The organism is Reichenbachiella agarivorans, from assembly GCF_025502585.1.
In the GTDB taxonomy this organism is placed as follows: Bacteria; Bacteroidota; Bacteroidia; order Cytophagales; family Cyclobacteriaceae; genus Reichenbachiella; species Reichenbachiella agarivorans.
Map to the genome: position 1 here is coordinate 2,693,431 of NZ_CP106679.1, position 24,046 is coordinate 2,717,476.

General features: G+C 42.4%; 22 protein-coding genes. 12 read left to right on the top strand and 10 right to left on the bottom strand.

Going from position 1 to position 24,046, the window contains the following annotated elements:
* Window positions 1-37 precede the first annotated feature (37 nt).
* Together N6H18_RS11345 and tyrS are read right to left on the bottom strand one after the other, a co-directional pair.
* Window positions 38-2,122, bottom strand: coding sequence for a thioredoxin domain-containing protein (locus N6H18_RS11345; protein WP_262308392.1), 2,085 nt, complete (start codon window positions 2,120-2,122; stop codon window positions 38-40).
* A gap of 128 nt (window positions 2,123-2,250) precedes the next feature.
* Window positions 2,251-3,540: a tyrosine--tRNA ligase gene (gene tyrS, locus N6H18_RS11350; RefSeq protein WP_262311606.1), complete on the bottom strand. Its 1,290-nt coding sequence runs from the start codon at window positions 3,538-3,540 to the stop codon at window positions 2,251-2,253.
* A gap of 184 nt (window positions 3,541-3,724) precedes the next feature.
* Here tyrS and N6H18_RS11355 point away from each other — a divergent pair, with 184 nt between their 5' ends.
* Window positions 3,725-4,960: a tetratricopeptide repeat protein gene (locus N6H18_RS11355; protein ID WP_262308393.1), complete on the top strand. Its 1,236-nt coding sequence runs from the start codon at window positions 3,725-3,727 to the stop codon at window positions 4,958-4,960.
* Between the two features lie 58 nt (window positions 4,961-5,018).
* A complete protein-coding gene (locus N6H18_RS11360) occupies window positions 5,019-5,960 on the top strand; it encodes an aldose 1-epimerase (protein WP_262308394.1) in 942 nt (313 codons plus the stop codon).
* Between the two features lie 144 nt (window positions 5,961-6,104).
* Here the strand turns inward: N6H18_RS11360 and N6H18_RS11365 are convergent, their stop codons facing one another.
* From N6H18_RS11365 to N6H18_RS11375, 3 genes are all read right to left on the bottom strand, one after another.
* Window positions 6,105-6,731 carry a DUF4159 domain-containing protein gene (locus tag N6H18_RS11365; RefSeq protein WP_262311607.1) on the bottom strand — a complete coding sequence of 209 codons (627 nt, stop codon included), beginning with the start codon at window positions 6,729-6,731 and terminating at the stop codon, window positions 6,105-6,107.
* Window positions 6,732-6,762: 31 nt separating this feature from the next.
* On the bottom strand, window positions 6,763-7,677 hold the full coding sequence (locus tag N6H18_RS11370; protein WP_262308395.1) for a DUF6089 family protein: 915 nt from the start codon (window positions 7,675-7,677) through the stop codon (window positions 6,763-6,765).
* An 89-nt stretch (window positions 7,678-7,766) separates the two neighbouring features.
* On the bottom strand, window positions 7,767-8,390 hold the full coding sequence (locus N6H18_RS11375) for a class I SAM-dependent methyltransferase (RefSeq protein WP_262308396.1): 624 nt from the start codon (window positions 8,388-8,390) through the stop codon (window positions 7,767-7,769).
* Between the two features lie 104 nt (window positions 8,391-8,494).
* On the opposite strand from N6H18_RS11375, the gene N6H18_RS11380 reads away from it, so the two are divergent.
* Window positions 8,495-11,101 (top strand): WG repeat-containing protein, encoded by a 2,607-nt coding sequence (locus N6H18_RS11380; RefSeq protein ID WP_262308397.1) that lies wholly within the window; start codon window positions 8,495-8,497, stop codon window positions 11,099-11,101.
* A gap of 99 nt (window positions 11,102-11,200) precedes the next feature.
* Here N6H18_RS11380 and tpx read toward each other — a convergent pair whose 3' ends face one another.
* Window positions 11,201-11,698 carry a thiol peroxidase gene (gene tpx / locus N6H18_RS11385; protein ID WP_262308398.1) on the bottom strand — a complete coding sequence of 166 codons (498 nt, stop codon included), beginning with the start codon at window positions 11,696-11,698 and terminating at the stop codon, window positions 11,201-11,203.
* A 255-nt stretch (window positions 11,699-11,953) separates the two neighbouring features.
* On the opposite strand from tpx, the gene N6H18_RS11390 reads away from it, so the two are divergent.
* From N6H18_RS11390 to N6H18_RS11420, 7 genes are all read left to right on the top strand, one after another.
* The gene (locus N6H18_RS11390) at window positions 11,954-12,292 is read left to right on the top strand and encodes a tRNA-binding protein (RefSeq protein WP_262308399.1); all 339 of its coding nucleotides are present in this window, start codon (window positions 11,954-11,956) and stop codon (window positions 12,290-12,292) included.
* Between the two features lie 129 nt (window positions 12,293-12,421).
* Window positions 12,422-13,012, top strand: coding sequence for a hypothetical protein (locus N6H18_RS11395; RefSeq protein WP_262308400.1), 591 nt, complete (start codon window positions 12,422-12,424; stop codon window positions 13,010-13,012).
* Window positions 13,013-13,574: 562 nt separating this feature from the next.
* Window positions 13,575-15,035: a circularly permuted type 2 ATP-grasp protein gene (locus N6H18_RS11400; protein WP_262308401.1), complete on the top strand. Its 1,461-nt coding sequence runs from the start codon at window positions 13,575-13,577 to the stop codon at window positions 15,033-15,035.
* A gap of 15 nt (window positions 15,036-15,050) precedes the next feature.
* Complete coding sequence (locus N6H18_RS11405) at window positions 15,051-15,986, top strand: alpha-E domain-containing protein (protein WP_262308402.1); 936 nt, start codon at window positions 15,051-15,053, stop codon at window positions 15,984-15,986.
* Between the two features lie 3 nt (window positions 15,987-15,989).
* Complete coding sequence (locus tag N6H18_RS11410; protein WP_262308403.1) at window positions 15,990-16,835, top strand: transglutaminase-like domain-containing protein; 846 nt, start codon at window positions 15,990-15,992, stop codon at window positions 16,833-16,835.
* Between the two features lie 105 nt (window positions 16,836-16,940).
* A complete protein-coding gene (locus N6H18_RS11415) occupies window positions 16,941-17,471 on the top strand; it encodes a methylated-DNA--[protein]-cysteine S-methyltransferase (RefSeq protein WP_262308404.1) in 531 nt (176 codons plus the stop codon).
* A gap of 106 nt (window positions 17,472-17,577) precedes the next feature.
* Entirely contained in the window at window positions 17,578-20,013 is a 2,436-nt protein-coding gene (locus N6H18_RS11420; RefSeq protein WP_262308405.1) for a methyl-accepting chemotaxis protein, read from the top strand.
* A 46-nt stretch (window positions 20,014-20,059) separates the two neighbouring features.
* Here the strand turns inward: N6H18_RS11420 and N6H18_RS11425 are convergent, their stop codons facing one another.
* Both N6H18_RS11425 and N6H18_RS11430 read right to left on the bottom strand, forming a co-directional pair.
* Window positions 20,060-20,434, bottom strand: a complete 375-nt coding sequence (locus N6H18_RS11425) for a nuclear transport factor 2 family protein (RefSeq protein WP_262308406.1) — start codon at window positions 20,432-20,434, stop codon at window positions 20,060-20,062.
* Between the two features lie 69 nt (window positions 20,435-20,503).
* On the bottom strand, window positions 20,504-20,896 hold the full coding sequence (locus N6H18_RS11430) for a VOC family protein (protein WP_262308407.1): 393 nt from the start codon (window positions 20,894-20,896) through the stop codon (window positions 20,504-20,506).
* Window positions 20,897-21,010: 114 nt separating this feature from the next.
* Here N6H18_RS11430 and N6H18_RS11435 point away from each other — a divergent pair, with 114 nt between their 5' ends.
* Entirely contained in the window at window positions 21,011-22,006 is a 996-nt protein-coding gene (locus N6H18_RS11435) for a GlxA family transcriptional regulator (RefSeq protein ID WP_262308408.1), read from the top strand.
* Between the two features lie 71 nt (window positions 22,007-22,077).
* On the opposite strand, the gene N6H18_RS11440 is transcribed toward N6H18_RS11435, so the two are convergent.
* Together N6H18_RS11440 and N6H18_RS11445 are read right to left on the bottom strand one after the other, a co-directional pair.
* A complete protein-coding gene (locus N6H18_RS11440; protein ID WP_262308409.1) occupies window positions 22,078-22,269 on the bottom strand; it encodes a cold-shock protein in 192 nt (63 codons plus the stop codon).
* A gap of 178 nt (window positions 22,270-22,447) precedes the next feature.
* Window positions 22,448-23,224 (bottom strand): universal stress protein, encoded by a 777-nt coding sequence (locus tag N6H18_RS11445; protein ID WP_262308410.1) that lies wholly within the window; start codon window positions 23,222-23,224, stop codon window positions 22,448-22,450.
* Between the two features lie 144 nt (window positions 23,225-23,368).
* Here N6H18_RS11445 and N6H18_RS11450 point away from each other — a divergent pair, with 144 nt between their 5' ends.
* Entirely contained in the window at window positions 23,369-24,046 is a 678-nt protein-coding gene (locus N6H18_RS11450) for a YdcF family protein (RefSeq protein WP_262308411.1), read from the top strand.

Genomic DNA, 24,046 nt, shown 5'->3' on the forward strand with positions numbered 1-24,046 from the left:
TTTGGTGTCCGGTAGGCACACTGTTCGGCACTTGCCTCTATCTGATCTGTTTCAATGCCTGAGCGACCTCTTGTGTAGGGAGCTGACAAGACTTGTTTTGACAGACGTAGATGAAGGTGTTGCCCTCGGAGCGTTTGCCCTCTAGTAGGTCTAGTGTGCCCTCGTTTTTACCGCCTAGTAGGATTTTGTTGGGGATGTATCCTTTGGCCAATTCATTTCTTTTGGTTGCTGCCTCTGGACCTACGATGGCTACCTCATAGAGCGTCTCACCCATCATTGAGTACAGTCTGGCCATGTTGCTGTAGTAGTAGGGGTGTTCACTGAAGTTGGCTTGGCTGTTGGCAATCATTTGTTGGGCGTGCTTCAGGTCATTTTCATCATAGAAGTACTGTCCCAAGAGGAAGAGAGCCTGTGCCATGGCAGAGTTGGAGCCAGGGATGACGTTGTCAGATAGTTCCATCTTTCTGGCGATGAGCTTTTCGTCCGTGTCTGAGGTGTAGTAGTACATCTGGGTTTTGTCATCTAAGAAATGCGCAGAGGCAAATTCTTTCAGCTCCTTGGCTTTGTAGAGCCATTTTTCATCAAAGGTCGCTTCGTACAGTTTGACAAAGGCCAAGATACTGAATGCATAATCATCTAAGAATCCATGAATGCTTGACTTGCCATCTTTGAAGTTGCGGTGAATCCTGTTGCCGTCGAATACCTGCTTGCCGAGCAAGAACTCACCTGTCTCTAGGGCATCTGCGAGGTACTGCTCATTGCCCAGTGCGAAATAGGCATCTACCAATCCCATGATCATCAATCCATTCCATGAGGTCAATATTTTGTCATCTAGTGCGGGTCTGATTCGCTGACTTCTGGCGTGGAACAAGGTTGCTTTGGCTTCAGCGATGATACCTTCGGCCTTGGCTTCAGTCATACCATACTCTTTGGCCATTTGAGCAAGAGATCCTTTTCGTTCCAGTATGTTTTTACCTTCAAAGTTGCCTTTGACAGATATGCCGTAGTAGGTCTTGAAAAACTGAGCTTTCTCTCCCAAGAGGCTGTCAATTTCTGCGACTCCCCAAACATAGAATTTGCCTTCTTCTCCCTCACTATCCGCATCGAGGGAGGAGTAGTAGCCACCTAGTGAGTCTTTCAATTCCCGCTTGCAAAACGCGATGGTCTCGACGATTGTTTGTTGGTAAGCCGCTGTACCGTAGCGTTGGTAGGCATGACTGTAGAGACTGATCAACTGGGCATTGTCATAGAGCATTTTCTCAAAGTGAGGCACGGTCCAAGTACCGTCTACTGAGTACCTAGAGAAACCACCACCGAGGTGATCATAGATGCCACCAGCTGACATTTTGTTGAGTGTCACTTGGATGGCTTGATCTATCGCGGGATTGTTGCGGTAGTAGCTTTCGGCCATTAGGTATTCATAGATGACTGGCATAGGGAACTTGGGCGCGCCAGACTTGCCGCCATTGACAGTGTCCAGTTCACTGAGCAGTTGGTTGGCTATGTGCTGGGCGGTATCTGCACTGTAGTTGAGGGCCGACTGATTAAATGTAGGCATTTCGTTTTCGGCGATGCCTTCTGTGACCTTTTCTGCTTGATCCAGCATTTTTTGTGGGTCGCTCTTGTACATGGCGTGGAAGTAATCCAAGATTTTATCCCAATCTTCTTTGGAAAAGTAGGTGCCAGCAAAGACAGGTCTGCCATCAGGCAATGCGACGATGTTGAGCGGCCAGCCACCGCGTCCAGTGAGGAGTTGTGCAGCATTCATGTAGACTTGGTCTATGTCGGGTCTTTCCTCTCGGTCTACCTTGATGGAGACATAGTTTTCGTTCATTTTTTCGGCAATGAGCAGGTCTTCAAACGACTCGTGCTCCATGACATGACACCAGTGGCAAGCGGCATATCCTATGCTGACGATGATCAATTTGTTTTCTTTTTTGGCTTGGTTGAGGGCTTTGTTGCCCCAAGGTTGCCAGTCGACAGGGTTGTGGGCGTGTTGGAGGAGGTAGGGGCTGCTCTCGTTGATCAGGGCATTGGTGTAGGGGTGCTTTCCTTTGTTCATGTCACATGCGTGTAAAAACAGAAGGGAAACTATCCCTACCAGTGTTAGATATTTCATCATGATATTCTTTCTGTAATCAATAGAAAACCCGCCCCATAGGACAGGTGGTTAGAAGTCAATGGTCAAGGAACAAGGTCTCTTGGATGATGCACTTTTAACCTTTAACTATTATACTTTTACCTACCTGATTACTCTACAGTAATCAGGTAGTAATTTTTTTTACCCTTTTGTGCCAACAGGTATTTGTTGTTGAGCAGATCAAAACTGACTGGCTGATCGGGAGATTCTACTTTTGTCTTATTGATGCTCACACCTCCACCTTGGATCATTCTTCTTGCTTCGCCTTTGGAGGAGAATACCACTCCATTGCTGGCTTCTGAGAGCAGGTCTGTGACGTTTTCTGCAGCATCGTACACTGCTCTGCTCACGGTAGTTTGTGGAACACCCTCAAACACAGAGAGCAGCGTGCTTTCATTGAGTGAAACCAGGTCTTCGGCAGTAGACTTACCAAAGAGAATTCCAGATGCTTTGATCGCCATCTCTAGATCTTCTTGAGAGTGCACACGTACAGTGATGTCATCTGCGATGGTTTTTTGTAGTTTTCGCTCGTGTGGTGCAGCTTTGTGTTCGGCGATGATTTGCTCAATTTCTTCCTTGCCCAAGAGTGTAAAAATCTTGATGTAGTTCTCAGAGTCTTCGTCGCTGGAGTTCAACCAATATTGGTAGAATTTGTAAGGAGAGGTGAGGTCTTTATCCAACCATACGTTTCCTCCTTCACTCTTGCCAAATTTGGTGCCATCTGCTTTTTTGATCAGAGGCGTGGTGATTGCCCATGCTTCTGCTTCACCTTGGGACTTGCGTCTGATGAGTTCTGTTCCTGTGACGATGTTACCCCATTGGTCTGATCCACCGAGTTGTACTTTGCAGTTTTTGTTTTGGTTGAGCCAGTAGAAATCATAGCCCTGGATCAATTGGTAGCTAAATTCGGTAAAAGACATACCTGTCTCTAGTCTGGTCTTGACCGAGTCTTTGGCCATCATGTAGTTGATTGACATGTGCTTGCCTACATCTCTGATGAAGTCTAGGAAGTTGAAGTTTTTGAACCAATCATAGTTGTTGACTACCTCGGCAGAGTTGTCCCCACAGTCAAAATCCAAGAATTGCTCTAGTTGTTTTCTGATACCACTGAGGTTTTTTTGGAGGACGTCCTCAGATAGTAGATTTCGTTCTGCTGATTTGCCTGATGGATCACCCACCATACCTGTAGCACCTCCGACCAAAGCGAAGGGCTTGTGACCAGCTCTTTGTAGATGCACGAGCGTCATGATCTGCACCAAGCTACCGATATGTAGCGAGTCTGCCGTAGGATCAAACCCTATATAAGCAGCGGTCATTTCTTTGTTCATTTGCTCTTGTACCCCAGGCATCATGTCGTGAATCATGCCTCTCCATTTCAGTTCTTCTACAAAGTCTTTTATCATTATTTCAATAATATTCTGTAACTATTCTTGAGTTTTTTGAGCCAGCAAAGATAGAAGTAAAAAATATGTTTGGATAGGGATTTTTAATTAAGCTAAAAAATTAAATTCCAGATGAGAATCACTATTTTTCGACTTTTAAACCTGTGTCCAACTAGCTAGAAAAAACATAAAATCATATGGTATGCAGAAGACTATTACGTTAATTATTATCATTTCTATCTGGCTAAACAGCTCTCTAATCGCACAAGAGAGTGGGGAATATTCAAACAAAAAAGAAAAGAATGACCTTGCCGATCAGTATTATGAAAAAGGCAACCGGTCTGTGACCAATACCCAATATGCACTGGCAGAAGTGTATTATGACAGTGCGATTCGTCTCAGCTCTACCCGAGCCGACTACTACATCGCCAGAGGTCAAGCCAAAGAACTAGAAGGGGATGAAATGGGGGCGTTGGTAGACTATGAAGCTGCCAACAAAATGGATGGTACCAACAACGTGGCAATTTTTAAGCGGGCTTTGATCTACTATAAGCGCGAGAATTACAAACAAGCGGCTCAGGATTTCACCTATTTGATCACCAATGTGGAAAAGTTGGAGACCAAGGCGATTGTATTCAAAGGGGTGTCCTATGATGAAGATGGTGAGGTGCTCCTGTCTGGTATCTCGACCGTAGAAGAAATGAAGGCTGACATCTTTGTGCATCGAGCCATGACGTATGAAAAATTGGGCTATAGTACTCCTGCGATGTTGGACTATGACAAGGCCATTGAATTGAACGAATTGGATCCTAACTACTACGTCTATCGTGGGATGTTTAGATTGGACAGAGGGGACAAAGAGGGTGCGATCACAGACTATCGCAAAGCCTTGAAGATCAATCCTCATCACAGAAACGCACTCTATAACTTGAGCTTTTTGGTGGATGATGATGAACGAGATGAAATCAATAAAATTCTCTTTGGAAAGGGAGATTTTGCCAAGGCTTATTCCAAAAGAGCATTTGAGAGTTTTCAGAAGGGGAATTATGAGCAGGCATTGTTGGATTATGACTCTGCTCTCCTGATCAAAGCAGACAACGCCAGTGACCTGATGAATCGCGGAATTGTCAAATCCAAATTGGGTCAATACACAGATGCCGTCAAAGATTTTAATTCATCCGTCTATACGGACAACTCTTTGGTGAGAAACTATGTGCTGATCGGAAATGCCTACCAAGAAATGGCCGACTACAATTCATCCATCAAGTATTATGAGCGATACATCAACAATGCTGGGCCAGACGCATCTGTCTATTACAACCTAGGGTTGGCGTACATGAAATACAAAAAGGATACGGAGGCTTGTACTCAGTTTAGAAAGGCAATCGAGCTAGGAGAGGAGCGCGCTGAGAAACCAATGGACAAAGTTTGTTTTTAATCTTAAACTTCTGGTATATTTTCGCTTAGAGAATAAACGTAAATATTACATTTTTAGCATGTACGAAGTTAAGAACCACCCCATCGGTCGATTTGAGGCCTATAGATTAATCAATTCATCCACAGGCGAATACCTAGAGATTGTGTCAGGATTCGGAGCAGGAATCAATGATCTCGTTGTGAAAAATGGAGCAGGCAATCTGATTTCTATCATTGACGGTTATAGGACGGAGGACGAAATCATGCAGAAGCATCATTCGGCATTCAAGGGATCAAAGCTCTCACCATTTCCTAACAGGCTGAAGGCAGGAAAATACCAGTTTGAGGGGCAGAGATATCAAATGATCATCAATGAAATCAGTAGGAACAACAATCTACATGCTTTGTTGCACTGCAGACCCTTCGAAGTGATAGATGTGGTGGAGGGCGAAACTGAATGCAAGTTGTTTTTGGGATACGATTATCTAGGAACGGATCAAGGCTATCCTTTTGCTTACCAATTGATTATAGAAGTAATCTACGGTAAGGATGGTATCACGATTGATACGCAAATAGAAAACACAGGTACAAGCAACCTACCGATAGGCGATGGTTGGCATCCCTATTTTCAGTTTGACAATGGTATAGGGCAAGTGACCCTGCAAATGGGTGCTGCCAAGAGAGTGTCTTCATTTGGAAAAAAATCAGTGTCTAAGACACATGGCTATGAGAATGGAAAGGATTTGGCTAATGCTGAGCTGGATGATTGTTTTATGATTACCGATGATGCACAGCCATTTGTGATATCGATGAAGGATCCATCTACTCAACTGGACATCCAACTCTGGCAAACAGGGCAATATGCCTATTATCAAATTTATTCTCCTCCTAGCCGCAAACAATTGGCAGTAGAACCTGTGACCTGTCCTCCCAATGCATTCAATACTGGCGAAGGATTGATCGTTTTGAAACCCTCAGAAAGGACCCAATTGAAGTGCGGGATCAAAGTAGTGAAGATATAATACTGTCTATTTGGGTAAAAAATGCAATTGGTTGGGACACTAAACCAAAATTATTATACATTTTGCTAGGTGATTTGTAGCCTTACTTTAGGATGGGTTACTTTGGGTGCACGCAAGATTTTTCACAAATGGTTTGAAATCAATTCACTCCGAAAAAGCGTAACTGATGATGTTTGCACCCATTTTGAGTGCTTCTTGTCTTTTGCTTTCTGGGTCGTTGTAGATGCTTTGGTCTTCCCATCCATTGCCTAGGTCGGATTCATAGGAGTAGAAGCAGACGAGTCGGCCTTCGTAGATCAGTCCAAAACCTTGGGCAGGTTGTCCGTCGTGCTCGTGGATTTTGGGTAGTCCGTTGGGGAATTTGAATTTCTGTCTGTAGATAGGGTGATCAAAGGGCAGTTCTACAAAGTCCAGTTCAGGAAATACCTTTTTCATCTCTAGTCGGATGAACTGATCCAATCCATAGTTGTCATCGATGTGTAAGAAACCACCTGCTACCAGATAGTTTCTGAGGTTTTCTGCATCGTTGGGAGAGAAGACCACATTGCCGTGACCTGTGAGATAGATGTAGGGGTAGAGAAACAAATCAGGGCTACCGACTTCTACTATTTCGTCATCCGTGTCGAGATTGGTGCGTAGGGTTTGGTTGCAATAGGCGGCCAGATTGGGAAGTGCTGTTTTGTTGCCATACCAGTCGCCACCACCATCATATTTGAGTTTGGCGATCTGTATTTGTGTCTGAGCCAGTCCTATGTGTTGCAGCCCAGTCATGATTGTCAACAAGATGATTAGTGGCAATCGATCAATCATACGCGCCAGGTTTGCTGAATATTTTTCCTTTTCGTCCTCTGCCTTTTTTAGACCTAAAGACATCCTTGGGTAGATAGACTTCCAGATTCATATTGAGCAGAAAGTAGCCGTCATTTTTTCCATTGCCTCGTTTGTTGCCAGGGACGAGTTGGTCAAATGCATCTTGGTTGACGATGTACACATCATCCTCAAATTTTCGGTTGCTCAATTTTGCCTCTACGGTGCCATCAGGATAGCCAGTACCATCACCATTGGGGTCTGCATAATTGCCATAAACGTCATCAAGATGCCCAGTAAAGGCAAAGCGATACCCTAGGTCTACGCCTAGGTTGATGAATTCTGTGACAGCCAATTTAACTCCTAAATTGACAGGCAAGATCAATGCGGAATTACCATAGCTGGATGTTTCGGTATGATAGTCCCTGAGGACATAGGTTTTGGGTTCACCCAGCGTGGAGACATTTGCTTTGGGGTTGTAAAACGTTTGCCCCAGTCCTAGGGCGAAATAGGGCTCGTAGGCTCTTCTTTTGTGATACTTCCCACCGTATTTGAAAAAATAGTACACCAGTTGCGCCTGCCATTCATGGTTTTGAGAGTGAAAAGACAGGTTGCGCTGTCTGTTGAATGAACTGTCGGCAGCATGGGAATCAGAGCCTTCGATCTTGTAGGTCGCATATTGGACTCTGGCGGCTATTTTGGTGTAGAGCCGAACCTCAGCTCCAATGTTGAAATGGGAGATCCCTTTGGTAAAGGGTGATCCGTTGGTCAAGTCACCTACATAGCCTGTCCATCCTGTACCTGCATAAACCGAAAAATAGCGGTCATGGTATCGCCAATCAAAGAAGTTTTGGGAACTTCCCACCAGCGAGGATAGCACAAGGACTGAAATAAGGATGATTCGACGCATATCTATCTTTTACCTTTTCAAAAGTATGGAATACCTATGATAAACCTGTTTTGATAGGCTGGTAATATTACGAATTATTGGAGCGAACATTACGCTTGGATTTGGTTTTTTCTCAAAACTAAGGTGGTCATGCTACGCATTTTGTCCACCACGACACTTTTGATAGGTTCTATGGGAGTAAAAGCAAAATCTGTTAGTAACTGAGAAATCAGTTCCTCGGTGATCAAGAATCGATAACTCCCGTCTGGCAAATTGTACTTTCCGTTTTCCGTTTCGGGCATTTCATCCAGACCTATGTCAGAGGTCATTCGGACGAACAGCACCCCGTTGGTTTTTAGTACACGGGTCATTTCTTTGATTCCTGCCCAAAAATCTTCTTGATTCTGTGCAAAATGCAACACAGCACTGCTAATAATCCAGTCAAATGTTTCGTTAGGATAGGGGATTTGATCAATCGTGCCGATGTGGAAGTTGCCTTTGTTGATCTGTGGATAGTTGGCTCCAAGGATAAATTGAAGCATACGGATGGCGTCTGGATTTTGGTCTATCCCGTGTACTTCATAGTGGTTGTTGAGAAAGTAGATGAGATTTCGACCCTCACCACAACCGGCATCCAAAATTTTGGCATTAGTATCTATATTACCCTTTAGTATTTGATCCAATAGATATAAATCTATGTTGCCGAGTTCTTTGTTGAGTTGCTGGATTGTCATAGTATGCTATTGAGCCTCAAAAGTAACAGAGTATTCGTTGCTAGAACTTATTAGACAGAGTAAAAATGAAATGATTAAATTCGCTCTTAAACCAGTTGTAATCATTGAATAAAGTACGATACATAAGTCTTTTGCTGATTCTATTTGTGCACATGGTGCATGCAGATAGATCCAAACAAGCATTGCGTGCCATAGAAAAGGAGGATTATGACAAGGCCAAGGAATACCTCCAGCGCTCCTATGACAAAGACAGTCTCAATCCTTTGGTTTCCTATAGCTATGCGAAGCTCTACGTCGCTCAGACCTACGAAGGTCAAGATTTGGATATTGCCAATGATTACATTTTACATGCATTTTTACTGTTGCCCAATCGGACGGAGGCGCATACCAATGAGATCGAAAAGGCTGATTTGACTTTGCAGAGCTTTGACCAGCTCAAGGACGAGATCGATAGCTTGGCTTATATGAGAGCTGATACGCTACATGATGTGGCTCAGCTGGAACATTTCATTCTCCATCATGGGACAGCGGCACAAGTCCCTGCTGCAATAGCGCAGAGAGACTCCATCAGATTCAAGGAGGCGGAGGTTGACGGGACTTGGCAGGCTTATCAAGCCTTTATGAATGCTTATCCTGATGCCAATCAATTCCCTATCGCAAAGATTAGGTTTGACAAGCTCATCTATGAGTCCACTCTGTTCTCAGACAAATTGAGTGAATTGGAAGAGTTTTTGGTCAAATACCCCCAGACACCCTTTAGGGGAAAAATTGAAAAAAGAATCTATGACAAGAAAGTAGCCGGTCTACAGGAGGAGGATATTCTTTCTTTTATTCATACCTATCACAATGATCAATTGATCAGACGCGCATTGGGACTTTTGTATCACTCCGTAGGGATAAAGAAAGATAAATTGAAGAACTACAACCAGCAGGTGTACAAACAGTTTATGGATTCAGTGGCATACCTGGAGCAGTTGAACGCAGCAGTACTATTTCCCATGTATTTGGATCACCAGTATTCCTTTTATGGATTAGCAGGAGACGAGTTTTTGAAGGGGCCTTATGATGAGATCAGTAGAAAATACTTGTGTGGCAATGTGACTGAGGAGATCCTAGAGGTAAAGCAAAATGGGGAGCAGTTGTTGCTCAACAGAGCAGGTACAGTGATATACCAAGGGCAGTTGGATGGCTATGAAGACTTGGGAGCGGGTGTGTTGGCTTTGACTTTGGACTCGCAAGTAGGAGCGATTACCATGACGGGAGATGTGATTTTGCCCATCGAGTATGAGGAAATCAAGGTGCTGGACGGTCATTTGATTTCATTTAGGGAAAAAGGAAAAATTGGGTTGGCAGGTATCACGGGTAAGGTTTTTCTCGAACCTGCCTATGACGATATTTTCTTGGAAGGTGGTTTTTGGGTTGTGGAGTTGGACGGTGTGTTTGGAGTAACCAATCTTCGTGAAATCCTGTCCGATGAGAAAGAAATTGCCATCAAATATGAGGAAGTAGAACTGATCAATCAAGACTACATAGTGGGCTATACAGAGGAATTGGAATCATTGATCTCGGCAGACCTCAAGGTCGTGTCTCCAGACTCTACCCTCAGTATCAACACCATGCATGCCATTTGGGTTTTTAGAACGCCGGAGGGGTACAGGGTGTATGACAAAGAAAAGGCTAGCAGCGAAGAGGCGATCTACCATGACGTCCTTCAAAACGATGATTGGCTTGGACTCAGAAAGTATGGTAAATGGTCAGTGTATAGTCAAAACATTGAGAGTGAGCCTATTCTCAATGTGGATTCACTCAAACTGCTGGGGGATGACATAGCGATTGTATTTATGGGTAGTCAGGGGATGGCGATTTTCCCCAATCGTCAGGTGGTCAATGTCAATAAAGGGGAGTACTTGCAGGCTTTGAGTTCTAGCAGACGTACCCTTACTCACTATTTGGTGATCAAAAGAGGAGAAGAATTGGAACTTTACCGCGATGGAAAACTGCAATTCCGTTCTGCCTATGATGAACTCGGATTTATCAGTGAAGGGTTCTTTTCAGTAAAGAAGGATGGTAAATATGGCGCGGTGGATGAAAAAGGGCGTTTGATCATGAAAGTACGATACAATGCGATCGGAGAGGCCAAAAAGGGGATTGCTGATGTGCTCGTAGATGGAAAGTTCGGGGCGTTCAATTTCGATGACAAAGTACTCTTGCGAACTAATTATTTTGAAAAGCTGAAGCCATACAATGACAACATTTTGGTTGTCAAGGAAGAAAATGGATATGGGCTCTTGGATAGAATGAATCAAGAATGGGTGCGAGGGAGTTATGAAAAAATCGAATATTGGAGCGACAGCACATTTTTAGGGCGCAAAAATGGAAAGTGGGAGCTTCGAGCAATCTATACCGATGAGGTATTGATCGGGGACATAGATCTATTTCAATACCTGAGCAACTCGCAAGACAAAAAGGTAATAGAGATCAGTGTCAATAGTCTGTATGGTGTGTACCATTCGGAGAGGGGATTGATTATACCTGCCGAATACAACGATATATACAATCTAGGGAGTGCAGAGCAGAATCTCTATTATGCAGAGAAGGCATTTCCAGAAGCTGACTACTATGTGGTGGTTTACTATGATGATCGAGGAGAAAAAATCAAGTCAGAAGCTTATCGTAGTGATGAGTATGAATCGATCGTCTGTGACGAATGACCTGATAGGAAATCAAAAACCCGCCTGATATCAGACGGGTTTTCATTTTTTTGATTCCCCTACATGGGTAAATCAATCTCAAATCTTGAATTTCTGATCTCAAAGTGCCGCTAGTGCCTTGTCGTAGTTGGGTTCTTCGGTAGTTTCTGCGACCTGTTCAGTATAGATTACTTTTCCATCTGTATCCAAAACCACAATGCATCGAGAGTGAAGTCCTTTGAGAGGGCCGTCGATGATGTCTAGTCCATAGGCTTTGCCAAAAGACCCATCCACAAAATCTGAAAGCGTATCTACATTGGCGATCCCTTCAGCACCACAGAATCTGCCCTGCGCAAAAGGCAAGTCCCTAGAAATGCACAATACTTTCGTGTTTTCTAATCCTGCGGCTTTTTCATTGAATTTCCTCACAGAGGTGGCACATGTTCCCGTATCAATACTTGGGAAAATGTTCAAAATAACTTTCTGTCCTGCATAATCTGCCAAACTGGCTGTTGACAAGTCTGATTTGACCAATTTGAAATCTGCGGCTTTTGTGCCTACAGCTGGTAGTTGACTTGAGGTATGGATTTCGTTTCCTTTTAGTGTAATAGTCGACATATTGATTGTTCTTGAATGATAATAGTAAATATAGTTAAGCATACTCGTTTGGCGAATGATATGTTATGACTTATCGCAGTTTTATCTTGATTGACGCTAAATCAGGATACAGGAATCAAGACAAATGCAGGAGTCACAGAAGGGTTTTATCAAACTGAAGAGAGAGTAATCAATTTCTAATTTATCTCTAGCAGACAGAAATTCACGCTATTAAACTTTCTATTTTTATGCTTTCTGACTTTTAACTTCATATACATGAAAAACGATTTGACCTGGAAAGAATTTGAACGAGTGGATATTCGGGTTGGGACAGTTGTCAGTGCTGAGGTTTTTGCAGAGGCGATCAAGCCTGCCTACCGATTGCAAATTGACTTTGGAGAACTGGGTGTCCGCAAGACTTCTGCCCAAATCACGAAATTGTATGAACCTGAACAATTGGTAGGAAGACAAGTACTGGCTGTTGTCAATTTTCCACCCAAGCAGATTGCCAACTTGATGAGTGAGTGTCTGGTGCTAGGTGCGGTAGGGACAGACGGGGAGGTGACCTTGATTCGTCCCGATAGCACAGTCATGAATGGACTGAAAATCGGGTGAGTTAGATTATCAATAAGTTAAGTTTTTGGCAGAGAAGATGGTCTCAGATTAACCTTTGATTAAGGTCTCGTGTCGAGGTGTTTTTTCTTATCAATGCATGTTTGATTTGTGTGATTGACAAATGCAGCCATGAAAAGAAAACTCCTATTTAGCATCCTATCTCTAATGTTATCCATCGGTATTTGTGCCCAGTCTGATGCTGTATTGACTAGCGGACATGTGGTGACTCACAATGACACGATACTTGGTGAGGTGAGTTTGAACATGGAAAGAAATGATCTGATGATTAGATCTGGAAGAAACATCTACAACTGGACTGCTGACAAAGTGAAAAGTGCAACTACTTTGGATCAGCAAACTGGACTATCAGCTAAATACCTTACGGGAGCTTTTGGGATGAATAGCAACAGTTTCTTTTTTGAGGTACTCTCTGAGGGCAAAATGACACTGATTTACAGAGAGGGATTGAAATTCGCAGAACATGACGAAATGGTGTATCCGCCATTTTATACTTATGACAATGGGGTCATACATTCACTCCCGATCAACAAAAAGGAGTTTCTTAATTTGTTTGAGGAGGAGTACGCTGCACAAATGGCTGAGTATTTTAAATTCCATCAAGTGGATTTGAGTGACAAAGAAGACATTAGAAAGATAGTCGAATTCTACAATTCAAAATTTACGGGAGGAGCTAGCATGTTTGTGACGAATAAGAAGTGAATGTTCTTTATGTCAGGACTTTTAGATCAAGTAGGACGAAAAGTCCGAATAGTTTCGTAAGCTCAATCCTGCTCACACATTTCTTAGATGGGAGGATCATCATAGGTAGACTGTAGAAGAAGACAGTAACTGCTGACCCTGTTGGTTGAATCGCAGTTAGAATCCTAGAGCAATGACAGTTCCACTGGAGCAGACCAGCTATTGTATAATTTCAATGGTGCGTAGTTGGTGACAAGAGAGAAAAAAAGGGATTTGTCTCTCACATGAAATCAAATCATCTACAGACATCTAGCAAGCCAATACCAAATTCGTTGTGATTTTTTCAATATATCTGCTATTTATAGTAGATAATTCCCTATTAATTCTCAATTTACTAGGAGACGCTGGTGTTTGTGTAGTGTGATTTGCTAGTAGAATTTCTAGCTTTTTACAATATGACAACACGCAGGTTTTTAACTGACTAAAGAGCTGGTTTTGATACGTATAAGCCATAACTATTTAGGTGGTCGCAGACTACTTTTGTCGAATAACGAAACGAGACAGGCACGAAAAGCTTAGGTGTATGGAGGAAAAAATATTACAGTCATATCGGGTCAAAGAACACCTCTTGGATGAGGTTTTTGACCATAACGGAACGATCAAAAAACCCTATAAAAAACTTTACAGTCACTTTAATAAGTACAATTCGGAGGACTTCAGGAAAGTCAATGACGCGACCAAATTATCCTTCTTGATGCAAGGGATCACGTTTGCGACCTATGCGGAAAACCCCAAGGGTACGGAGAGGATTTTTCCGTTTGACCTGATGCCACGAATCATCACGAGTACAGAATGGGCAGAGTTGGAAAAGGGATTGATTCAGAGAAATTTGGCGATCAACCTGTTTTTGAAGGATATCTATAACGATAAGAAAATTCTCAAGGATAAGGTCGTCCCTTCGGAGTTGATATTTTCCTCTGTGAATTACAACAAGTACATGGTAGATTTTGAGCCTCCAGGAGGAATCTATAACCATATCTCGGGTACGGATTTGATCAAACACAGCGATGGCAAATTTTATGTCCTAGAGGATAATGTCAGATGTCCCTCTGGAGTGAGCTATGTATTGAGCAATCGCGACGCACTCAAAAAGGCTTTGTCCCTTTTGTTTAAGGAGCTCCGTGTTGGGACGGTCTTTGATTATGCAGAGGCATTGTCTACCTGTCTTCATTCTGTAGCGCCAGAGGGCGTAGATAGTGCCACATGTGCGGTATTGACGCCAGGTATGTACAATGCCGCTTACTTCGAACATAGCTTCTTGGCGCAAAGCATGGGATTACAGCTAGTCGAGGGGCGAGATTTGTTTGTGGATCATGGCTTTTTGTACATGAAGACCATCTATGGCAAGAAGAAACTGGATGTACTCTATCGTCGAGTGGATGATGAGTTTTTGGATCCATTGGTGTACCGTGCTGATTCTATGCTCGGCGTACCAGGATTGATGGATGTCTATAGACAGGGCAATGTCAGTATCATCAATGCTCCTGGTACAGGTGCATCTGATGACAAGGCGGTTTATTCTTTCATTCCTCAAATCATCAAGTATTACTTGGACGAAGATCCGATTCTCAACAATGTACATACCTATCAGTGCGAAATCCCTGCTGAGATGGATCACGTCCTCAACAACATGGAGAATCTGGTGATCAAGCCCGTGGATCAAAGTGGCGGTTATGGTATTTTCATCGGGAGTGGTGCCAGCAAGGCCGAAATCGAAGAGATGAAACAAAAGATTAAAAGCGACCCAAGAGAGTATGTAGCGCAACCGATCATGAATCTATCGACACATTCGACCTTCATCGAGGAGTCCAATTGTTTCGAACCGAGACACGTCGATTTGAGAGCTTTCACCCTATTGGGGCATGATTACCAATACATCCTCAAGGGAGGTCTGACACGAGTCGCACTCAAGAAGGATAGCTTGATCGTGAACTCCTCGCAAGGTGGAGGGTCCAAGGATACATGGGTAGCGGATGTTGAATAATAAAATTGAAAAGTTATGTTGGCAAGAGTAGCAGACAACCTTTATTGGTTGGGTAGATATATAGAAAGAACGGAACACCTGAGCAGGTATTTGAATATCCAATATTTTTCGGCCTTGGATACCACTTCCGATTACCAGAGAGATTTGGCACTGAAGAGCATCGCCAACATGGTGGGCATAGATAGTGAAGGTGAGGGCTATGCCTTTGAGGAGGAGATTCTAGTAGCTGTGGCGATGGATGAGTCCAACCAGGCATCAATCAAGTCTTGTATGCATTTTGCAAGAGAAAATGCCCGTGGTGCAAGAGATTTGATTTCCCGAGAAGTATGGAATGCAATCAACAAGTTTTACAGGTTTATCAATGACTATCCTGAGGATTATTACAAGACACAGGGCCTCTTTGATTTTACACACACCACGATCGAAAACTGCGCCATCATCAAGAACCGTATCCAATCTACGATGCTGCACGACGAGGTGTGGGCATTCGCCAAAATGGGACTTCATATAGAACGTGCAACACAAATCACCCGAATCTTGATTAGCAAGTTTGAAGACATTAAGCGAGTCAAGGAGAGGGACAACAAATCTGTTGAAAGTTTTCAGCTGGTCACTCTGCTCAAATCAGCAGAAGGACTGGATATGTATCATCGAGAGTATTCTATCTTGCCACAGCAAAAGGAGACTTTGGAATTTATGGTGTTGAATGCCCGGTTTCCACGATCTATCACCTACAATGTGAGCTCGTTGCGCAAGCACATCCTACAAGTAGCTCCCAATAAGGGTATCGAAAAAGATAGCATAGAGTGGAATATTGGGCGCATGAGCGAATATTTGAAATACCTGACCGTAGAAGAATTTGCTGACGACCCGTTGAGTTTTTTGAACAAAACACTCGTATATCTCAATGATTTGAATAGTTTGCTAAGCAAAGAATATTTGAATCATTGACCCATGTCCAAATACAAACTGACGTATCAGACAACCAACTCGTACGAGAATATCGTCAAAGAGGCGTTGTTCGCTTTGAAGGTCATTCCTATCTCTAACGAGCAACAACAACTGTTGTCGTATTCTGCCAAAAACAACCTGTGTGAGGATTTTTATCTGCAGCCCAATTTGTTCGGATTTAATCAGTTGATGCTTCGGATTGCCAAGCGTTTTGATCAACTGGATGTCACAGTGGTTTGTCACGTGGAGGTCGCACCGATCAATCCGTACCAGTCTTTGGATGTGGCTGTGGAGGAAGAAAAGGATTTAATTCATTCGTTAGATTTCAAGATAGATCATCATACATTTTTGGATATGACGCCAAGTACTTTTATAGATTTGGCCAGCTTACCCAAAGATTTGGTCAAATCCCATGATCAAACATGCGAATCCTATCTCAAGGATTTGAATGCCTATATCTATACACAGTTTCAGTTCAATGACGATGTGAATAGTTTTTCCAATACACCTCAAGACACATTTCAGCAAAAAAATGGCGTATGTCAGGATTTTGCTCAAGTATTCATTGCTTCGTGCAGGGCCAACGGCATCCCAGCTCGTTATGTCTCTGGTTATTTGAATCAGGGGGCGGGCTATGTAGGATCCGCCATGATGCATGCATGGGTAGAGGCTTTCATTCCAGGCAAAGGTTGGCAAGGCTATGATCCAACCAACAACTTGTTGCGTGATAGCAACTATGTCAAGGTCTGTCATGGGGTTGACTATGACGACTGTGCACCGATCAAAGGAATTTTGAATACACATGGAGAGAACCAGACTGCCTACAAAGTGGAGGTCGTTCAGCAGTGAGTTACCTTCGCAGATACTTAGTTTTGTCACTGGACGAACAGTGGCTTCAAATGTAACGTATAGGATCAATATGCTGTTTTGAGCATATGAACACTGATACAAACCATGCAAAACTTTATTTCTATTCAGTATTATCATAGTCCAGTAGGCGAGCTGTTGTTGGGTGCTTATGAAAATCAACTTTGTATATGTGACTGGCGATACCGCAAAATGCGCCCAACTGTTGACAAGCGTATTCAGGCTGCTGTGAATGCTGTTTACGTGGAGCAAGAGGATCAGGTGATCTCTCAATGTATCACGCAGCTAGAGGAATATTTCCGAAAGGAGCGAAGAACATTTGATATCCCACTTTTAATGCTAGGGTCTGATTTTCAAAAGCACGTATGGAACGAACTGATACTGATACCGTTTGGTGAAACTCAATCCTATATGGGACTCGCACAAAAACTAAACAATGTGGGAGCGATCCGCGCAGTGGCCTCTGCCAATGGAGCCAATGCACTTTCAATATTGGTGCCTTGTCATCGCATCATCGGCTCTGATGGAGATTTGACTGGATATGCGGGAGGCTTGTCTGCCAAAAAAAGGCTTTTGGAGTTAGAAGGAAGTCTGTCGCAGCAGATGACACTATTCTAGTCAGCCAACTGTTTTTTTACACAATGTTAATATTAGAATGAATCAACAATCATTCTAATCACCTAGTCTTGTAGCGCAGTTAATTCATGAAAAATTAGGTTCAGCTATGCAGATTTTCAAAGGCCTCTCAGGGAAATTCATCATTTCCTATTTACTCACTTTGCTGTTTGGGGTATGGACTTATTTTGCCCTTCAGAATATTTCCAATTATGAATCATTGAAGGACAGTCTTCAGGATATGCACTTGTCACTGCTACAGGCTCGACAATTTGAACATGAGTTTTTGACCAGGGATTTTAGGGAAGTTGATTTCTTGGAGACTGGTTATTCTATCAACCTGACCAACAATCAATCAATCATAGACAGTCTCAGGGCTTTCAATTTCCAGTTGAGGGAAGAAGAAATAATTGCAGCGGATGAGTTAGATTCTACTGCAGCCCTCTTACATAGTTATTCAGAGATTATGTCACAGTTGGCGCTACAGTTGCACCAGCGTGGATTCAAGGATCATGGCATGGAAGGCAGGCTACGTCGAGCCATACATGAGGTGGAAAACGCCGATTACGAATACGATAAAGTACTGATGCTGATGCTAAGAAGGCATGAAAAGGACTTTTTTCTGAGACATGATTTGAAGTACTTAGACAAGTTCAACGAGGGTATAATTGATTTGAAAAACAACATCATGGAGGTAGGAAAGCAAGATTTGGATAAACGAGATCAGATTTTGGCACGCATCGATTCCTATCAGAAGAATTTCAATCAAATCGTAGAAATGAATCAAGTGATCGGACTGGACGAGAACGATGGACTTTTGGGGGAACTTAATGTGGTTTCTATGGCTCTTTCTGCCGCAGTAGACGACCTCATTTTAAAGGTGGGGATACATGCGGATCGAAAGGTCAGGTACAATATATATGCTGTGGTTGTATTGATGATTATCATCCTAGCCATAGGAGTGGTGATCTTATATACCCATATATTTAAAATCACCAGAAATATCAATGTTATCAATAGCAGTGCAACCAAATTGGCAAATGGTCGATTTCCGACCTTGGCCAAGGTGAATTCTCGGGATGAACTGGGTAAAGCTCACAGCGCACTCAATGTATTGATTGAAGGTTTGAGAGCCAAAACGCAGTTTGCTTTGGAGGTAGGGCAAGGTAAACTAGATACACAACTGGATGTACTAGGTAAAAAGGATCAACTGGGTAGTTCGCTCATAGAGCTAAAAGTTAACCTCAAACGTGCCTTGTTGGAAATCCATCATGTGGTGAGAGAAGCGGGTAAAAATGGTGAGTTAAAAACTCGTGTTTCACTGGATGACAAATTGGGAGTTTGGGAAGATTTTAGCAAGGCTATCAATAAGCTGTTGGAGTCACTGACGCTTCCTTTCGAACAGGTCAATCAAATCGTGCAGGATATGTCCAACGGAGATTTTACGACTAGGTACCAAGGAGAGACCAAAGGCGAGATAGCCCTCTTGGCACAAAACCTCAACAGTTCACTAGACAAGTTGAATGAATTGCTGATCAATATATCTGAACATGCAGATCAAATCAATGATTCTTCGTCAGCTATGTTGGTACTCAATGCCGAAATGGGAAACAGTACCTCAGAGATCGCCTCAGCTACCTCTCAAATGAGTGCAGGAGCTCAAAATCAGGTAATCAAAGTAGATGAATCTTCTACACTGGTAGAAGCAATTCTAAACTCATCTGATGAAATGGCGAAGCGGTCCGAGTCTATCAATTTGGCAGCCAAAACAGGCTATGAAGACAGTGAGCATGGAGCCAAGATGTCGCGTGAGATGGTCAATAGCATCACACAAATTGCGAACTACACAGAGGAAGCCAATCAATCCATGGATGTACTCACCGAGCGATCCAAGGAAATCAACAGAGTGCTACGGGTTATGAATGATATCTCATCTCAAACCAATCTGCTGGCACTCAATGCCGCAATAGAGGCGGCGCAGGCGGGGGATTCTGGAAGAGGATTTGCGGTAGTAGCAGAAGAAATCAGAAAATTGGCAGAAGATTCTAAGAAGGCTGCCAAAGAAATAGAGATACTGGTTTCGGATGTACAGAAAGATACCTCGTCCGCATCCCAAGTAATAGACTTGATGCGCTCTGCCGTAGATTCAGGAGAAAAAATCTCTAAAGAGGCAGAAGAGGTGTTTTACAGAATATCCAAGTCATCAGCCAATACACTATCCCTGTCTCAGGATATTTTGGATGCCTCAGCGACACAAAAGGGAGACATTACCCAGATCGTGAGTATCACAGAAAGTATCGTGGTGATCGCTGAGCAAACCGCCGCAGGTACAGAGCAAGTAGCGACTTCTGCCGTAGAACTAGCGCAGGGCATGAAGGATTATAATTCTCGTTCACGCGCCCTATCGGATATTGCTCATGACTTGAAGTTGATTTTGTCGAGATTCAAAACCAAAGTCGGTGTTGAGGAAGCTGTTCAAACTCAGGTAGATCTATACGAACCACAACCGATGAAACAACCGCCCCTTGCGCAGGAATTGGCTTAGTCTACAGTGAATCATCGATCGTGGGCTTGATCCAGAATAGGACTGTTTAGGTTTTGATCACGTATGAGTGCATTTCTTTGATGATGGAGCTGCCTGCACTGGCAAAATGATATACATCACAAAAGGCGTACGTTTTATCTCCCATTTTCATCTCCCCATTGAGTGAAGCTTCTTTGCCGTGCGTAATGATAGTATGTATGACTACTTCGTCTGCTACATAGCTTTTCATGGCATTGATTTCCAAGGAAAACTGTTCTTTTCCTTGGATGGATTGGTCTCCGTAGATCTCCCATAGGATATCATCGCTGACATGCTTGATGATAAAATCCACATCTCCTGTTGCAAAGGCAATGTTAAAATCTTTGAGGAAGCTTTTTCTGGGGGCGTTTCCACAATCGGGTATGACAGTTATTTTGGTCATTGTATTGATACAATTTATATGGTGGTAGACAAGGTTTTGAAGTCATTGTGCAAATGATGTTTAGTCATTTTACATTTTGTGATGATCCATATACAAGAGATTCCATCGGTGACCATCTAGGTCTGCAAAGGCACAGCCATACATCCACCCTTGAATGTCAGCGGGTGATGAAAACACCTTACCTCCAGCTGCTTCTACTTTCAAGACCATATCATCGATATATGCCCTATCAGGCGCACCTATCGAAATGAGTACTTCTGTACTCTTAGTAGTATCTGTGATTGTTTGTAAGGCATATTTTTCAAACTGTGTTTTGGTCACCATCATGACAGGAACTCCTCCGATTTTAAATCCAATCATTTCTGGAGCATCACGCAAGGCCTCAAAGCCTAATGCACTGAAAAATGCCTTTGTTTTTGTTAAATCTCTTACGGGCAGATTGAGCCACAACTCTTGTTTCATAGTTTTGTTTGTTTTTGTTTTATCAAAAATCCGAAAAATGATTGTCAATTATACTGTGCTGATACGACATTGTGAGGGGTTGATCGCGACACGATTAGTTTGTAGCTTGCTTGTATGAAGCACATCTCTATTCTTGTACCAGAAGGTGACACCAGTCTCAGCAATCTAGAGGCTACATACAAAATGTTTACCATGACCAATGGTCATTTAGCACGCGTCGGTCAATCGCAACGCTTCGATGTACATCTGGTAGGCCTCACCAAACGAAACCAACTGAGCAACGGTATATTTAGGATCCATCCAGATACGACTATTGATGAAGTGAGCAAGACAGATCTTATCATTATTCCTGCTATTCATGGAGACATTCATACGGTTTTGAAACTCAACCAGGCATTTATTCCATGGATTGTAGGTCAATATGCGAAGGGAGCTGAAGTGGCTAGCCTATGCATAGGCGCTTTTTTGCTGGCCAAAACGGGTCTACTAGATGGAAAGAACTGTGCGACACATTGGTTGATGACCAAGGAGTTTCGAGATATGTATCCAGACGTCAACCTAGTGGATGACAAAATCATCACTGACGAACAAGGTATCTACACGAGTGGGGGTGCTTATTCCTCTTTGAACCTCAACCTGTACCTCATCGAGAAATTTGTTAACAGAGACATGGCCATACTTTCTTCAAAAATCTTTGAAATCGACATCAACCGACACAGTCAATCTCCCTTCATCATTTTTAAGGGACAGAAAGATCATGAGGATGAGGTCGTAGTACAAGCTCAGGAATATATCGAAACCCATTTTGCTGAAAAAATCAGTATCGATGAACTTTGTGATCGCTTTTCTACTGGTAGACGGACCTTTGAACGGAGGTTCAAAAAGGCCACTTCAAACACCATTGTGGAATATTTACAGCGAGTAAGGGTCGAAGCAGCCAAAAAATTGTTAGAATCTGACCGAGCAGGTGTCAATCAAGTCATGTATGAAGTAGGCTATACAGATACGAAGGCATTTAGGGAGCTATTCAAAAAGATTGCTGGCATGTCACCTTTGGATTATCGCAATCGGTATTGCAAGCAGGCGGTCATGAATCCTACCATCGGGTAGTGGGCTAAAAAAGAAAAAGCCCCGACTTGATCAGGGCTCAGTAATGAAAAAAAAGTTTGTATATCTTAAAATTAAATCGCTCGTACACTCACAGCGTTCAATCCCTTTTTACCTTCCTTTAATTCAAATTCGACATGGTCGCCTTCTTTTACATCGTCAACCAAACCTGAGACATGTACGAAGTACTCTTTTTTTGTGTCACTATCAATAACAAAACCATATCCCTTGGATTCGTTAAAGAACTTTACTGTACCGTTATTCATTGTATTAGTTATAAAATTAGATTAGAAAGGTAAACTTATTTTTTTACTATCCATAAAATATGAAAATAATTCCTGTCTAAAAGACTATAATTTAACATCAATTTTACTCGGAATGGCGGTTATTAAACTATTTTATAAACTTGATTAAGAGACTACTAATGAGGTTATCTCATGATCATTAATCAATGACTAGTAATGGAATTTTGCTGTGTAATGCTAAAACTTTGGTTAATTTCCCTTTAGAAGGAGGGTTGTGTACAGCATGTATTCTTGGAATGATCGCCAAGGTATCAATTTGATGAGCTAATACATAGGTGTTGATTCCGTCTTCAATGTCACTGTTTTTTGGAAAGGAATAGTGATAATCCAAATTATCTAAATAGTATTCCATCGTACTTTCCTTTTTGAGCGACGCAGGACCTTGAATTTGATTTTCAGTGTCAATTTTGAGTAAGTGTACTTTGGCATTGTACCATTTGGCTATGTCATGAAAAAATCGAAGTCCTGCAGGACTATCCCATTCATTTTCGTCTAATGCCATAGCTATGTTGCGTAATTGAAAACCATGAGTGTTTTCTGGGATGATCCAAACAGGACAATTTACTTTTTCCAAAATTTCTACTGTGTGAGTTTTATTGTTTGTGTTTTCACTGCCACCAGTACCCATGATGATTAAATCTACTTTCAATTTTTCTTTGAGTTGGATAATGTTATCTGCCAATAGACCTGTAGTGACAAGAACTTCGCATGGGATACCAAAGGGCTCAAATAGATCTGAAGCTATTTGATCAAGTTTATATTCCACTTCTGTCAATTGATTTTTGTCAGAAGACACATTGAGTAAAGTGTATTTTATCTTTCGATCTCCTTTGGACATACCGATGGCATATTGTATTGCAGACATTGCACTATTTGAAAAATCAATTGGAATCAGAATGTGATTAATAATGTTCATGGCATTTAGGTTTTGTACAGCACAAATATCCGATCAAAAAGAAAGATTGTTTGTGATCTAAATCATGAGACCATGTGATATATATTATTTGAGGTTTTTACAACAGAATATCGTGATTTATAGAAACCAATTTATATTGTGAGTATGAAAAATGTTCTCTTTTTAGTACTACTGCTATTCAGTATGTCGGGCTGCATGGTGTCTCAAGACAATTGTTGCAAACTATTGATCGAAGCTGAGTCTCAGACTTTTGATGTGATAGTGGTGCCAGGCATCCCGTACGAAAATGGAGATTGGGACATGGTTATGAGAGGCAGAGTGTACTGGAGCAAATATCTGTATGATCGAGGGATTGCCAAAAATATCATGTACTCGGGCAGTTCTGTGTATTCTCCCTATTATGAGGCAAAAATCATGGCATTGTATGCTCAGAAACTGGGTGTGCCTGATAGTGTGATTTATACTGAAATTCGAGCAGAGCACAGCACAGAGAATATTTATTATTCGTATAAAAAATCGAAGAACCTGGGATTTGATAAAATCGCACTGGCAACAGATCCGTTTCAAACCAAAATGTTGAGGAGTTTTATCAAGAAAAAAGTAGACCCCTCGATCGCTTTGATTCCTTTTGTGATCGATACGTTGCGCAAACTCAATACAGACTCCTTGACCATAACCATCAATGATTCATCGGCATTCAATCCAAACTTTGTCTCCATCAAGGAGAGAGAGTCCTTTTGGAAGAGACTGAGCGGAACTAGAGGACACAATCTCAATGAATCCTATTACAGCGATGGGAAGTTGGAGGATGAGGGAATCTAG

What these genes read in the sequence shown, in the direction of transcription:
- N6H18_RS11345 (WP_262308392.1), bottom strand. Translation starts at nt 2,122, where the DNA reads ATGATGAAATATCTAACACTGGTAGGGATAGTTTCCCTTCTGTTTTTA.
- N6H18_RS11355 (WP_262308393.1), top strand. Translation starts at nt 3,725, where the DNA reads ATGCAGAAGACTATTACGTTAATTATTATCATTTCTATCTGGCTAAAC.
- N6H18_RS11360 (WP_262308394.1), top strand. Translation starts at nt 5,019, where the DNA reads ATGTACGAAGTTAAGAACCACCCCATCGGTCGATTTGAGGCCTATAGA.
- N6H18_RS11365 (WP_262311607.1), bottom strand. Translation starts at nt 6,731, where the DNA reads ATGACTGGGCTGCAACACATAGGACTGGCTCAGACACAAATACAGATC.
- N6H18_RS11370 (WP_262308395.1), bottom strand. Translation starts at nt 7,677, where the DNA reads ATGCGTCGAATCATCCTTATTTCAGTCCTTGTGCTATCCTCGCTGGTG.
- N6H18_RS11375 (WP_262308396.1), bottom strand. Translation starts at nt 8,390, where the DNA reads ATGACAATCCAGCAACTCAACAAAGAACTCGGCAACATAGATTTATAT.
- tpx (WP_262308398.1), bottom strand. Translation starts at nt 11,698, where the DNA reads ATGTCGACTATTACACTAAAAGGAAACGAAATCCATACCTCAAGTCAA.
- N6H18_RS11390 (WP_262308399.1), top strand. Translation starts at nt 11,954, where the DNA reads ATGAAAAACGATTTGACCTGGAAAGAATTTGAACGAGTGGATATTCGG.
- N6H18_RS11395 (WP_262308400.1), top strand. Translation starts at nt 12,422, where the DNA reads ATGAAAAGAAAACTCCTATTTAGCATCCTATCTCTAATGTTATCCATC.
- N6H18_RS11400 (WP_262308401.1), top strand. Translation starts at nt 13,575, where the DNA reads ATGGAGGAAAAAATATTACAGTCATATCGGGTCAAAGAACACCTCTTG.
- N6H18_RS11405 (WP_262308402.1), top strand. Translation starts at nt 15,051, where the DNA reads ATGTTGGCAAGAGTAGCAGACAACCTTTATTGGTTGGGTAGATATATA.
- N6H18_RS11410 (WP_262308403.1), top strand. Translation starts at nt 15,990, where the DNA reads ATGTCCAAATACAAACTGACGTATCAGACAACCAACTCGTACGAGAAT.
- N6H18_RS11415 (WP_262308404.1), top strand. Translation starts at nt 16,941, where the DNA reads ATGCAAAACTTTATTTCTATTCAGTATTATCATAGTCCAGTAGGCGAG.
- N6H18_RS11420 (WP_262308405.1), top strand. Translation starts at nt 17,578, where the DNA reads ATGCAGATTTTCAAAGGCCTCTCAGGGAAATTCATCATTTCCTATTTA.
- N6H18_RS11425 (WP_262308406.1), bottom strand. Translation starts at nt 20,434, where the DNA reads ATGACCAAAATAACTGTCATACCCGATTGTGGAAACGCCCCCAGAAAA.
- N6H18_RS11430 (WP_262308407.1), bottom strand. Translation starts at nt 20,896, where the DNA reads ATGAAACAAGAGTTGTGGCTCAATCTGCCCGTAAGAGATTTAACAAAA.
- N6H18_RS11435 (WP_262308408.1), top strand. Translation starts at nt 21,011, where the DNA reads ATGAAGCACATCTCTATTCTTGTACCAGAAGGTGACACCAGTCTCAGC.
- N6H18_RS11440 (WP_262308409.1), bottom strand. Translation starts at nt 22,269, where the DNA reads ATGAATAACGGTACAGTAAAGTTCTTTAACGAATCCAAGGGATATGGT.
- N6H18_RS11445 (WP_262308410.1), bottom strand. Translation starts at nt 23,224, where the DNA reads ATGAACATTATTAATCACATTCTGATTCCAATTGATTTTTCAAATAGT.
- N6H18_RS11450 (WP_262308411.1), top strand. Translation starts at nt 23,369, where the DNA reads ATGAAAAATGTTCTCTTTTTAGTACTACTGCTATTCAGTATGTCGGGC.